The sequence below is a fragment of the Lentzea sp. CC55 genome (assembly GCF_021056325.1).
Classification (GTDB): Bacteria; Actinomycetota; Actinomycetes; order Mycobacteriales; family Pseudonocardiaceae; genus Lentzea; species Lentzea jiangxiensis.
The window spans coordinates 123547-137248 of sequence record NZ_JAJCXE010000045.1; the positions used below are offsets into that span (position 1 = coordinate 123547).

The following is a 13702-nucleotide window of genomic DNA, read 5'->3' on the forward strand; positions in this document are numbered from 1 at the left end:
GAAGGGATGGCTGAGTCGTCGATGGAACAGATGGCCGAGCGTGACGTACTTCTTCCGACCGCCCGGATCGCCTCCGTTCAGCGCCGGGCGGGTGAGTACCCGCAGCGGACCATCGCCATCGCGAGCGCCGTCGCGCTGCACCACTGGGCCGACCCGGCGTACGGGGTCGACGGCTTCGAGCTCACGCCCGCCACGCCGTTCGGCGACCTGCTCGTGTGGGCCGACAAGGGACAGCGGTCCGACGTCGCGGAGACCCCGGACGGCTGGACGATCCCGCTCCCGGACGGCGTGGACGCCGCCGAGGCGCAACGGGTGCTCGACGACCTCGCGGAGTTCCCCCACCGCCCCATCGGCACGCTGACGTCGCAGACCGCGCAGGAGCGGCTCGCGGACCTGGCCCGCTGGAACGACAACGAGTTCCCGCGCGACCGGCCGTCCATCGTCGAGCTGTTCCGCGACCAGGCCCGGCAGCGCCCCGACGCCGTCGCGATCAACGACGGCGACCGCGAGGTGACCTACGGCGAGGCGCTGGCCCGGTCCAGCCAGCTCGCCCGCCACCTGCTCGAGCGCGGCCTGGCCACCGAGCAGGTGGTCGGCATCTCGCTCGACCGCTCGGCCGAGATGGTGATCAGCCTGCTGGCCGTGCTGCAGGCCGGGGGCGCTTTCGTGCCGCTCGACCCGCAGTGGCCGGCGTCGCGCCGCGAGTCCGTGATCACCGATGCCCAGGTCGTGCTGCTCCTCGGCACCGGCCAGGAGGGTGAACCTCCCGCGATCGCGGTCGACCTCGCCCGGTGGGACTTCTCCGGCTACTCCGGTGAGCCCGCGGACATCGCGGTCAAGGGCGCACAGCTCGCGTACGTCATGTTCACCTCCGGCTCGACCGGCCGCCCCAAGGGCGCGATGATCCGGCACGAGGCCATCAGCGAACGCCTGCTGTGGCAGGTGGACCAGATCCTCCACTTCGGACACTCCGACGCCTCGCTGTTCAAGGCTCCGCTGTCGTTCGACATCTCGATCAACGAGATCTTCCTGCCGCTGGTGTGCGGCGGGCGGACCGTCGTCGTGCGGTCCGGCGGCGAACGCGACCCGCACCACCTGCTGCACACGATCGCCCGCCACCGCGTGACGTTCGTGTACCTGGTGTCGTCGATGCTGGACGTGCTGCTGAACATCGCGGGCGACGGGGAGCTCTCCAGCCTGCGGCACGTGTGGTGCGGCGGCGAGGTGCTCACACCCGAGCTGTACGACCGGTTCCGCACCCAGCTCGACATCCCGATGTACCACGGCTACGGCCCCGCGGAGGCCACGATCGGCGTCTCGCACGTGATCTACCGCGGCGAGGCGGAGCGGCTGTCGACCTCCATCGGCAAGGCGAACCCCAACACCGACCTGTACGTGCTCGACGACCGGCTGCGGCCGTGCCCCGTCGGCGTCGGTGGCGAGCTCTACATCGGCGGTTTCCTGCTGGGCCGCGGCTACGTGAACGCACCGGGACTGACGGCGTCGCGGTTCGTCGCGAACCCGTTCGCCTCCGACGGGTCGCGCCTCTACCGGACCGGCGACCTGGCGCGGTTCGCCCCGGACGGCTCGCTCGACTTCCTCGGCCGCGTCGACAACCAGGTCAAGATCCGCGGCATGCGGCTCGAGCTGGAGGACGTCGAGATCGCCCTGGCCGAGCACCCGCGGGTGCGCCACACCTGTGTCGTGGTCAGGAAGAACTCGGCCGGCGGAAACTACCTCGTCGGCTACGTCGTCCCGTCGGATGACGAGCTGACCGCGGACGCCGTGAAGCAGTGGGCGACCGAGCACCTCGTCGAGTACATGGTGCCGGCGCACGTCGTCGTGATGAGCGAGTTCCCGTTGACCCCCAACGGGAAGCTCGACCGCCGCGCGCTGCCGGAGCCGGCGGCCGAGACCGGTCCGGTGACCGCGGCCGAGAACGACGTCGAGGCCGCGATCTGCGCCGCCGCCGCGTCGGTGCTGCGGGTCGAGCAGGTCGGCGCCGACCAGGACTTCTTCGAGCTGGGCGGCGACAGCATCCTCGCGATCTCGCTGCTGTCCGCGCTGCGGGCCGAGGGCGTCTTCGTCACGGCCACGCAGATCTTCGTCCACCGCACGCCTCGTGCGCTGGCCGCCGTCGCGTCCCGGGACGGGGCTTCCTCGGTCGACCACGACGACGTCCCCACCGGGCCGGTGGCCGGGCTGCCGATCGTCCAGTGGCTCGGCGAGACCACGGACGCGATCGACGGGTTCGTGCAGTCGGTCGTGCTGAACACGCCCGAAGCGCTGACCGCCGACGCCCTGACGCGGATCCTCGACGCCCTGGTCGAGCGGCACGACATGTTGCGCGCCAAGCTGGTCCGCGGCGAGCGCTGGTCGTTCGACATCCCGCAGGACGGGCAGGCGCTGTGGGAGGAGAGCACCGCGCCGGTCGACGAGTGCGTCGCCGCGGCGACCGCCGGGCTGGACCCGGACGCGGGCGTCATGCTGCGCGCGGTGTGGCGGTCCGAGGCCCGGCAACTCGTGATCGTGATCCACCACGTCGTCATCGACGGTGTCTCCTGGCGGATCCTGTTCGACGACCTCGCCCTGGCATGGCAGCAGGTCTCGTCCGGCGCTCCGGTCGAGCTTCGTCCGGTCGGCACGTCGTTCCGGCGCTGGACGCAGCTGCTGGAGAAGGCCGGGTTCGAGGCCGACCGCGAGTACTACGAACGCCCCCTGCCGGGTGAGGACCGGCTGCTCGGCCGTCGTGAGCTGCGCGAGACCGATGTCGTCGCGAACGAGCACGTCCGCACGGTGACGGTCGGGGCGCAGGCCACCGCCGCCCTGCTGGGCGACGTGCCGGCGTCGTTCCACGCCAAGGTCAACGACGTGCTGCTGACCGGTCTCGCGGTCGCGCTGGCGAAGTGGCGACGCGACAACGGGCAGGACCAGACGTTCGCGCACGTCGAGCTGGAGGGCCACGGCCGCGAGGGCCGGTTCGTGCCGCTCGACCCGGACCTGTCGCGCACGGTCGGCTGGTTCACGACGCTGTTCCCCGTGGTCGTCGACCCCGTGGACGTCGAAGACCTGGGCTCGGCGTTGAAGCGGGTCAAGGAGGACCTCGCGCGGGTGCCGAGCAACGGCGTGTCGTACGGCGCTCTGAAGTACCTGGGACACGAGGAGTTCGACGCTCCGCGCCCGCAGGTGCTGTTCAACTACCTCGGCCGGTTCTCCGGCGGCACGACCGGTGACTGGCAGCTCGCGGAGAACGCGGGCCAGCTCGGCGAGAAGCGCGACCCGGCGATGCGGCTGCCGCGCGCCCTGGAGTTCAACGCCTCCGCCGAGCCCGGCGCCGACGGCGAGCTGGAGCTGGTCACGGTGATCTCGTGGCCGTCCGGCGTGTTCACCGACGCCGACACCGAGAAGATCGGCTCGTACTTCGTCGAGGCGCTGGAGGGCCTGGCGTCGCTGAGCGAGGGCGGCCACTCCCCCAGCGACTTCGACCTGGTGCCGCTCACGCAGGCCGACGTCGACGCGCTGGACTCCCCCGCGCTGCGGGACGTCCTGCCGCTGACGCCGCTGCAGGAGGGCCTCTACTTCCACTCGATCTTCGACGGCGAGTCGGCGCACCGGTACGTCGAGCAGCAGCTGCTGACCCTGACCGGCGCCGTGGACGCCCGCAGGCTCGAAGCGGCCGCGACCCGCCTGCTGGAGCTGTTCCCGAACCTCGCCGCCCGCTTCACCGGTCTCGCCGACGGCCGGGTCGTGTCGGTGCTGGAGTCCGGTGTCCGGCCGAGTTTCTCCACTGTGGACGGTCAGGGCATGACCGCCGAGGAAATCCGGGAGTACGCCGAACGCGACCGCGTCGCCGGGTTCGACCTCGCGACCGGTCCGCTGATGCGCTACACGCTGATCCGCACGGCACCGCAGCGGTTCGTGCTGATCCAGACCGTGCACCACATCATCGCGGACGGCTGGTCGGTGCCGCCGATGCTGCGCGCGCTGCTGGCCGAGTACGACAACCCGGGTTCGGTGCACGTGCGCGGCAGCTACGCCGACTACGTGCGCTGGCTCGTGACCGGCGACGCGGACGAGAGCGACCGCGTGTGGGCCGGCGAGCTCGCCGGGCTGCCCGGCCCGTCGCTGGTCGCCGAGGGGCACACGCCGTCCGACCGGTTCGCCGACATGGTCGTCGACGCGGACGCCGACCTGGAGGAGCGGATGCGCGCGGCCGGCGTGACGCTCAGCGTCGCCGTGCACAGCGCGTGGGGCGCGACGCTCGGCGCGCTGCTCGGCAGGCGGGACGTCGTGTTCGGCTCCACCGTCTCCGGCCGGGACGCCGACGTGCCCGGCATCGCCGACATGGTCGGGCTGTTCATCAACACGATCCCCGTGCGCACCAGGTGGTCCGCGGACACGACCGCGGCGGAGCTGCTGGCGTCGGTGCGCGCACACCAGACCGCCATGCTGCCGCACCAGCACGTATCTCTCACCAGGATCGGGCGGCAGGCGCGGCACGGATCGGCGTTCGACACGCTCGTCGTGTTCGACGTCGCCACCGACGTCACGTCGCTGCGGGCGTCGTTCGAGATCTCCGACGTGGTGAACGAGGGCGCGCCGCACTACCCGCTCACGCTCACCGTCATCCGCGACCACGACGGCGCGTTGCGGTTCAACCTGATCCACGACACCGCGATCGTCCGCGAGGACGCCGCCCGCACGATCGTGCGGGCGTTCGCCGACGCGCTGAGCTCGGTGCTGGCCGGCGGTCCTGTGCCCGTGCCGGAGGTCTTCGCCGCACGTCCCGGTGCCGAGATCGAGCCGGTCACGCTGGGACAGCTCTTCGACGAGGCGACCCGGCGCGACCCGTCGGCGCCCGCCGTCACGTTCTGCCGCCTCGACGGCACCTCGCAGACGATGACCTACGGCGAGCTGGCCGCGGCGAAAACCCGGCTGGCCGCACAGCTGCGGACGCTGGGCGCGGGCCCGCGCACCAAGGTCGCCGTGGCGGTGCCGCGGTCGGTCGAGCAGGTGCTGTCGCTGGTCGCGACGGTCACCGCCGGGGCCGCGTACGTGCCGCTCGACCTCGCCTACCCGGACGAGCGGCTGGAGTTCGTGCTGGCGGACTCCGCGCCCGCCGTCGTGCTGGTGCTGCCGCGGGACCGCGAGCGGTTCGAGGCGATGGTCGCGCGCGCCGGGGCCGGCGCGCGGGTCCTCGCGATCGGCGACGACGTGGCGGAGGCGCGGGACGAACCGGAGTTCGACTGGCGCCACCCGGCGTACATGATCTACACCTCCGGGTCGACCGGGAAGCCCAAGGGCGTGGTCGTGTCGCACGCGAGCGTCGTGGCACTGCTCGTGAACACGCGCCCGGACATGGAGTTCGGGCCGCACGACGTGTGGACGCAGTTCCACTCGTTCTCGTTCGACGTCTCGGCGTGGGAGCTGTGGGCGTCGCTCACGCACGGTTGCCACCTGCTGGTGCCCGAGCACGCGCTGACCCGCTCCCCGGTCGACTTCCGCCGGCTCGTCCAGGAGCGCGGTGTCACGGTGATGTGCCAGACGCCGTCGGCGTTCCACCAGTTCCTCGAGGCCGACGCGGTCGCCGCCGAGCCGTTGACGGCGTTGCGGCGCATCATCTTCGCCGGCGAGGCGCTGGACCTGGGCAGGCTGCGCGGCTGGGTCGCGAAGTACGGCGTCCGCAAGCCCGAGCTGGTCAACATGTACGGCCCGACCGAGACCACCATCTACACGACGCACCGGGTCTACGACGCCGCCGACTTCGAGGCCGCCGGGGACAGCAGCCCGATCGGCGGCGCGCTGGCCGGGCAGGTGGCGTACGTGCTCGACGACCGGCTGCGGCCCGTGCCGCCGGGCAGAGCGGGCATCCTCTACATCGCGGGCCCGCAGGTGGCGCACGGCTACTCGGGCCGTCCCGGGCTGTCCGCGAGCCGCTTCGTCGCCGACCCGTTCGCCGCCGACGGCTCGCGGATGTACCACACGGGCGACCTGGTGCGGCGCACGCTCGACGGCGGCCTCGACTACCTCGGCCGCGCCGACAACCAGGTGAAGCTGAAGGGCTTCCGCATCGAGCTCGGCGAGGTCGAGTCGGCGGTGCTGGAGGTCGACGGCGTCGCGGACGTCGCCGTGACCGTGGCGGACACCGCCGACCACCTGGTCGCCCACGTCGCCGGCAAGCCGGCCGTGGACGTCACGGACGCGTTGCGCGCCAAGCTGCCCGCGCACATGGTGCCGCAGCGCGTGATCACCTACGACCTGCTGCCCCTCACGGTGAACGGCAAGCTCGACCGGGCGGCGCTGCTGGACCGCGCCCGCGAGCAGGAGACCGCACCGGCGGCCGAGATCAGCTCCTCGGCGCTCGACTCGCTGGTGAGCGTCTTCGCGGGAGCGCTGCCGGGGTCCTCCGTGGACGCCGACACCGACTTCTTCGCGGCCGGCGGCGACAGCATCATCGCGATCGGCGTGGTCAACCGCGCCCGCGCGCTCGGCGTGCGGTTCGCGCCGCGCGACCTGTTCCTGCACAAGACCCCGCGCGCGCTGGCCGAGAAGTTCGCCGTCCAGGCGGCTCCGGCTGCCGTCGCCGCGCCGGTCGAGCGCCAGGACGGGCCGGTGGCGCCGACGCCCGTCGTGCTGCGGCAGCGGGAGCTCGGCGGCGACGTCCGCCGGTACGCGCAGGCCCGCGCGCTGCCCGGCACCAGCCTGGCCGACGCCCAGCGCGCGGTGGACGCCGTGGTGGCCGCGCACCCCGTGCTGCGGATGCGGCTGAGCACCGAGCACGGCGTGTGGACGCTCGGAATCGATCCCGACTCGCAGGCCCCCAGGGGGGATCGGGCCCCCACTCCCATCGTCCCAGGAGGGTCTGACAGTTCCGGCGCGCCGCGGGTCGTCCCGAGCACCTCCGACGACCTCCGGCTCGTCGCGAACGAGGCGGCGGACCGCCTGGACCCCGGGTCCGGTGCCATGGCGGCGTTCAGCTGGGTCGAGCCGGCGAAGACGCTCGTGGCGGTGGTGCACCACCTGGCGGTCGACTCGGTCTCGTGGCTGGTCCTCCTCGACGACCTCGCCACCGCGATGCGCGGCGAGCAGCTCGCCCCGGCGACCACCTCGTTCGCCGCCTACGCCGACGCCCTCGCGGTGCACGCCCAGTCCGGCGGCGACCTGCGCCGGTGGATCGACTCCCTGGACGCCCCGGCGCTGACCGACGTCCAGGGCAGCCCGCGCGAGATCACCGTGACGCTGGCCGCCTCGATCACCGAACGCGTGGTGCGCACGGCCCCGACCGCGCTCGGCCTCGGGCTCACGGAGCTGCTGTGCGGCGCGTTGCGGACGGCCCTCACCGAGATCCAGGGCACGCCGACGGACCTGGTGGTCGAGCTCGAACGCCATGGTCGCGTGACGCCGTTCGAGCACCACGACTACACGCGCACAGTCGGCTGGTTCACCGCCATCGCGCCGGTGAAGCTCAGCCCGCACACCGATCCGGTCGCCGCCGCCCGGGAGCTGGCCGAGCGGCAGCCCGACGAGGTCGCGCACCTCGAGTTCGGCGAGCTGCGGTACCTCAACCCGCAGACCGCGCCGGTGCTGGCCGCGCTGCCCCGGCCGCAGGTGCTGTTCAACTACCTCGGTCGCGGCAGCGAGGACCGGGCGCTGCACGTCGACTGCCCGCTGCCGAGCCCGTACGCGGTCGAGGTCAACGCGTGGCTCGACGCCGAGGTCGGCGGCCTGCGGGCGACGTTCGCGTTGACCGAGGACGTCTCCGACGAGATCGCGGCGCGCTGGCTGCTCGCACTCGAGCGGATCGCCGACGCCTCGGTCACCGCGCGGCGGACCGCGCCGGTGTCGCCGTTGCAGCGGGGTCTGTACTTCCAGGCGGAACTGGCGGGCGACGCCGGGCACTACGTGGCGCAGAGCTGCTTCACGTTCGACCGGCGGCTCGACGCCGGCGCGCTGGAGCGGGCGATGGAGCACGTCATCGCACGCCACCCGGTCGTCGGCGCGGGCTTCTCCTCCGACGGGGACGGCTCGCCGGTCCAGGTGCTCACGCCGGGCGGCCGGGTGCCGATCAGTGTCGTCGACGTGCTGAACCGCGACGCGGTGGACGCGTTGCGGAACGAGGACCGCGCCACGGGGTTCGACCTGAGCTCGCCGCCGCTGGTGCGGATGTCGGTGCTGCGCCTGCCGGAGGGCAGGGACGCGTTGCTGTTCAGCCACCACCTCCTGCTGTGGGACGGCTGGTCGCGCGAGATCGTGCTGCGCGACTTCTTCGACGCCTACCGGGCGGTGCTGGCCGGTGAGCCGCTCGACTCCACGCCGGCCACGCCGGCCTTCGAGAGCTACACCAGGGCGCTCGCGGCGAAGGACGCCGCCGCCGCCGAACGGTTCTGGGCCGGGTACCTCGCGGACCTGCCGGGGCCGACGCTGCTGGCCGGGAAGTCCACTTCGGACAGCCTGCCGGTCAAGATCGTGCGGACGCTGTCGGCCGAGCAGTCCGACCGCGTGCGGGAGGTGGCGCGGGCGCACGGCGTCACGCTGAACTCGGTCGTCACCGGTGCGCTCGGCCTGCTGCTGGGCAGCGAGACCGGCCGCGGTGACGCGGTGTTCGGCGTGACGGTCTCCGGCCGTGAGGAGGAGGGCACCGAGGGCATCGTCGGCGTCCTGCTCAACACCGTGCCCATGCGGGTGTCCGCACGGCCGCACGACAGCGTGGCGCGGTTCCTCGCGTCCGTGCAGGCGTCGCGGGTCGACGCGATGGAGCACGAGCACCTCGGGCTCGGCGAGATCCAGCGCGCGAGCGGCCAGGACGAGCTGTTCGACAGCCTGTTCGTGCTGCAGAACTTCCTCGACGACGACACCTTCACCGAGTTCAACGCGGTCAACGGCATCACCGCGCACGAGTTCGAGGACTCCACGCACTACCCGTTCACCTGGGTCGTGACGCCCGGCAGGCGGCTCACGGTCAAGCTGGAGTACCGGCCGGCGGTCACCGGTCCCGAGGTCGCGGAGCGGCTGTTCGACTCCTACGTCCGGATCCTCGACGAGCTGGCCTGCGCCGACGGGCCGGTCGGCGCCATCGGCGGCACGGGACCGGAGCCGGTCCTCAACCCCGCCAACGACTTCGGGACCAAGACGGTCGTCGACCTGTTCGACGAGGCGGCGGACCGCAACCCCGACCGGGTCGCTCTCGTGGCGCACGGCGCGACGATGACCTTCGCGCAGCTCAGGGACCGCAGCCGCCACCTGGCCGGGGTGTTGTCCGCCAAGGGGATCGGCGTCGAGACGTCGGTCGCCATCGCGGTGCCGCGGTCGCTCGACTGGGTCGTCGCGCTGTTCGGCATCCTGCGCTGCGGCGCGGCCTACGTGCCGCTGGAGCTCGACCACCCGGACGAGCGGATCGCCGCGATCATCGAGGACGCCCGGCCGTCCCTGGTGATCACGACGAGCGCGGTGGCGCCCCGGATCTCGGGACCCGTGTTCGAGCTCGACGAGCCGTGGCCGGACGCCGAGCCGGTGACCACGTTCGCACCGGAGAACCCGAACCGGCTCCGGCACGCGGCCTACACGATCTACACGTCCGGCTCGACCGGCAAGCCCAAGGGCGTGGTGACCGAGTACGCGGGCCTGACCAACATGCTGGTGAACCACCAGCGGCGGATCTTCGAGCCGGTGCTGACCGAGCACGGGCACCGGACGTTCCGGATCGCGCACACCGTGTCATTCGCCTTCGACATGTCGTGGGAGGAGCTGCTCTGGCTCGCCGACGGCCACGAGGTGCACATCTGCGACGAGGAACTGCGACGCGACGCCACCGGGCTGGTCGAGTACTGCCAGGAGCACGAGATCGACGTCATCAACGTGACGCCGACCTACGCGCAGCAGCTGGTGGCCGAGGGGCTGCTCGGCGGCGAGCACAAGCCGGCACTGGTGCTGCTGGGCGGCGAGGCGGTCACGCCGACGCTGTGGCAGCTGCTCGCCGACACCCCCGGCGTGGTCGGCTACAACCTCTACGGGCCGACGGAGTACACGATCAACACGCTCGGCGTCGGCACGTTCGACTGCGTCGACCCGGTGGTCGGCGTGGCGATCGACAACACCGACGTCCACGTCCTCGACCCGTGGCTGCGGCACGTGCCGGACGGGGTCGCGGGCGAGCTGTACGTGAGCGGTGTGGGCATCGCGCGCGGCTACCTCGGCCAGCCGGGGCAGTCCGCGGAACGGTTCGTGGCGTGCCCGTGGGCGCCAGGCCGGAGGATGTACCGGACGGGCGACCTCGTGATCCGGCGCCCCGACGGCAACCTGCTCTACCTCGGGCGCACCGACAAGCAGGTCAAGATCCGCGGTCACCGCGTCGAGCTGGGCGAGGTCGAGGCGCGGTTCGCCGCGCACCCGGACGTCCGGTTCGTCGCCGCCGTCGCGCAGACCGACCCGCAGGTCGACGGCGCGCACCGGCTCGCGGCCTACCTGGTCCTGGCCGACGGGGCGGACATCCCGTCGATCGCCGCCGAGGTGGGCGCGGGCATGCCGGACTACCTGCGGCCCACGCACTACGCCGCGGTGGACGCGATCCCGCTCACGGTCAACGGCAAGGCGGACACGTCGGCCTTGCCCGACGCCCGTCCGCTCGGCACGCTGATGACCAAGGCCGAGGACCGGGAGCTGACCGAGACCGAGACGCTCGTCCGCGAGATGTTCGCGGAGGCGCTCGACCTCGACGAGGACGAGGTGGGCGTGGCGAGCGGTTTCACCGAGCTGGGCGGGCACTCGATGCTCGCCGTGCGGCTCGTCGGCCTGCTGCGCCGCGAGTTCGGCCCCGTCGTCACGATCCGAGACCTGCTGTCCCTCTCCACCCCCGAAGCGATTGCGCGCCACGTTGACGAACACTGAAGTCCGCACCGGCAGGGAGATCCTGCGGATCGCCCTGCGCCGCAACCGCGGCGCCATGACGGCCGGGACCCTGCTGATGGGGTCCTACCAGGCAGCCGAGACCGCCGTGCCGATCCTGCTCGGCGTGATCGTCGAGTACGCGCTGCGCGGCGGCCGGCTCAGCTCGCTCGGGCTCGCGCTGCTGGCGCTCGGGCTCGTCATGGCGACGGTGTCGTACTCGTGGCGGTTCGGCATGCGCATCCTGCAGAAGGCGAACACCACGGAGGCGCACCGCTGGCGGGTCGCGGTCGCCGACCGCGGCCTGCAGCCGGTCGCCCGCGAGATCGACCTGAAGTCCGGTGAGGTCCTCACCGTCGCCACCGAGGACGCCGACCAGACGGCGGACATCATCGAGGTGGTGCCGCTGCTGATCAGCTCACTGGTCTCGGTGGTGATCACCGGTGTCGTGCTGTCGGTCATCAGCGTGCCGCTCGGCGTGCTGGTCTTCGCCGGCACGGTGGGCATCCTGGGCGTGCTGGGCGTCCTGTCCCGGCGGATCGGCGCGAAGACGCAGGTGCAGCAGGCGAAGGTGGCGCGGGCCGGGGCCAAGGTGTCCGACCTGATCGCGGGTCTGCGGCCGCTGCACGGTTTCGGCGGCAGCTACGCGGCCTTCCAGGCGTACCGGGAGGTGAGCACCGAGGCCAAGGAGCAGTCGATCGTCGTGGCGCGCGTGAACGGCGTCTACGCCGGTCTGTCGCTGGCGCTGAACTCGGTGCTGGCGGCGGCGGTCACGCTGTGGGCGGGCCTGCTGACGTTCCGGGGCGACATCACCGTCGGCCAGCTCGTGATGGTCGTCGGGCTCGCGCAGTTCCTGATCGAGCCGCTGAAGCTGTTCTCCGAGATGCCCAAGTACGTGATGATCGCGCGGGCGTCGGCGGAACGGATGGCGCTGGTCCTGGCGGCGCCGGCCCGCATGACGCCGGGCGTCGAGGAACCGGACCCGGACAGCGGCCTCGAACTCTCGTCGGTCACCCACGGGACGTTGCGGGACTTGACGTTCTCGGTCGAACCCGGTGAGTTCGTGGCGATCGCGGCCTACCAGCCGCAGGCCGCGGCCGAGCTGGTGTCGGTGCTGTCCGCCGACGTGCCGCCGTCGTCGTACGAGGGTGTCGTGCGGGTGGGCAAGCACGAGATCGCGTCGCTGTCGATCGAGAGCCTGCGCACCCACCTGCTGGTGAACCCGTCGCACCACGAGGTGTTCGCGGGCACCCTGCGCAAGAACGTCGACCCGTCCGGCACCAGCGCCTTGGTGGAGGAGGCGGTGTCCGCCGCGATGCTGACCGACGTGGTGGCGCTGCACTCCGAAGGCCTCGACCACGTCGTCCGCGACCGCGGCGCGAACCTGTCCGGCGGCCAGCGCCAGCGCCTGTCCCTGGCCCGCGCCCTGGCCGCGGACCCGCAGGTCCTGGTGCTGCACGACCCGACCACGGCCGTCGACGCGGTGACCGAGCAGCTCATCGCCCGCAACCTCGCCGAGCTGCGCCGCGGCCGCACGACGGTCGTGATCACGAGCAGCCCCGCGCTGCTCGACGCCGCCGACCGGGTGGTCGTCCTCGACGGCGGCACGGTGACCTCCGAGGGCACGCACCGCGACCTGCTCGGCCGCGACTCCTCCTACCAGCTGGCGGTGGCCCGATGACGAGGTTCGAGTGGCGCGGAGGGCCCGCGGAGATCAGGTTCGAGGACGTGCTGGCCCCGGTCGCGCTGCGGCACGAGGAGGGCGACCTCTTCGCCGCCGAGGTCGAGGTGCCACCCCGGCTGCGCGTGACGTACCACTTCGCCGACGCCGACGGCGAGGAGCACGCCGACCCGTCGAACCCCGCGGGAGCGGGTCCGAACCGGTCGATCTTCACGACCCCGGACCTCGAGCCGCAGCCGCACTGGCCCGTCGTCGGACCCGACGAGGTGCCGGACGTGCCGTCGCTGCGCATCCGGTGGACCGGGGCGCTGGGGCGCAAGACGGTGCGCGTGCACCAGGGCGGCGAGCCGGTCGTGCTGCTGCTCGACGGCGACGACTGGATGTACGCGCACCCCGCTCTCGCCGCCTTCGAGTCCGCGGTGGAGAACGGCGAGATGCCGCCGGCGACGCTGGTCTTCCTCCCCACTCCCCGTGATCGTGCCGCCGAGTACAGCTCGCCCGAGCTGTGGCAGGCGATCCGGGACGAGCTGCTGCCGCTGCTGGCGCGCAACGACGTGGCGGTCGACCTCTCGCGGTTCGTGGTCGCCGGGCAGAGCCTGGGCGGGCTGAGCGCCTTCCGGGCGGCGCTGGACTTCCCGGACCTCGTGACGCGGGTGGCGTGCCAGTCGGGGTCGTTCTGGTGGGCGCGCGACCTGCCGGACCGGGGCCTGTCGCTGGACGGGCCCGCCGGTGGGGACACCGCCGAACGCCTGAGCACCCTGCCGGACCTGTCGGGGTTGCGGGTGGCGTTCGACGTCGGCGAGCACGAGCCCCGGATGCACCGGCACTGCTCGGCCGTGGAGGAGCTCGCGGCGCAGGCGGGTGCGGCGGTGCGGGTGAACCGGTCGCCGTCCGGGCACGACCGGGTGGGCTGGCGGCACGCGCTGGTGCGCGACGTGGCCTGGTTGCTGAGCTGAGCAGGGGAAACCCCTGCTCAGCTCAGGACGGGATCAGTACCAGTGCTGGAGCGTGTTCCCCGGAGAGACGTAGGTCCACAGCCCGACCGGGCTGCCGTTGCCGTTCCACTGGCTGGCGAACGCGTCCAGCGCGACCACCGAGGACGTGGCCTGGAACTGGAACGTGTGCGTGGGCACGCCGTTG

3 protein-coding genes are annotated in these 13702 nt (G+C 72.5%); all 3 read left to right on the forward strand.

Annotation, left to right across the window (positions count from 1 at the left end):
* The first annotated feature begins 6 nt into the window (after positions 1-6).
* From L6E10_RS28790 to L6E10_RS28800, 3 genes are read left to right on the forward strand one after another with little or no spacing between them, the layout of a single operon-like run.
* Entirely contained in the window at positions 7-10884 is a 10878-nt protein-coding gene (locus L6E10_RS28790) for a non-ribosomal peptide synthetase (protein ID WP_236223206.1), read from the forward strand.
* Positions 10871-12562: an ABC transporter ATP-binding protein gene (locus tag L6E10_RS28795; RefSeq protein ID WP_236223208.1), complete on the forward strand. Its 1692-nt coding sequence runs from the start codon at positions 10871-10873 to the stop codon at positions 12560-12562. Before L6E10_RS28790 ends, L6E10_RS28795 begins: the two co-directional genes overlap by 14 nt.
* Positions 12559-13518 carry an alpha/beta hydrolase-fold protein gene (locus L6E10_RS28800; protein WP_236223210.1) on the forward strand — a complete coding sequence of 320 codons (960 nt, stop codon included), beginning with the start codon at positions 12559-12561 and terminating at the stop codon, positions 13516-13518. The genes L6E10_RS28795 and L6E10_RS28800 overlap by 4 nt, the downstream gene beginning before the upstream one ends.
* Positions 13519-13702 lie beyond the last annotated feature (184 nt).

Coding starts and splice junctions, on each gene's coding strand:
- L6E10_RS28790 (WP_236223206.1), top strand. CDS start 7: ATGGCTGAGTCGTCGATGGAACAGATGGCCGAGCGTGACGTACTTCTT.
- L6E10_RS28800 (WP_236223210.1), top strand. CDS start 12,559: ATGACGAGGTTCGAGTGGCGCGGAGGGCCCGCGGAGATCAGGTTCGAG.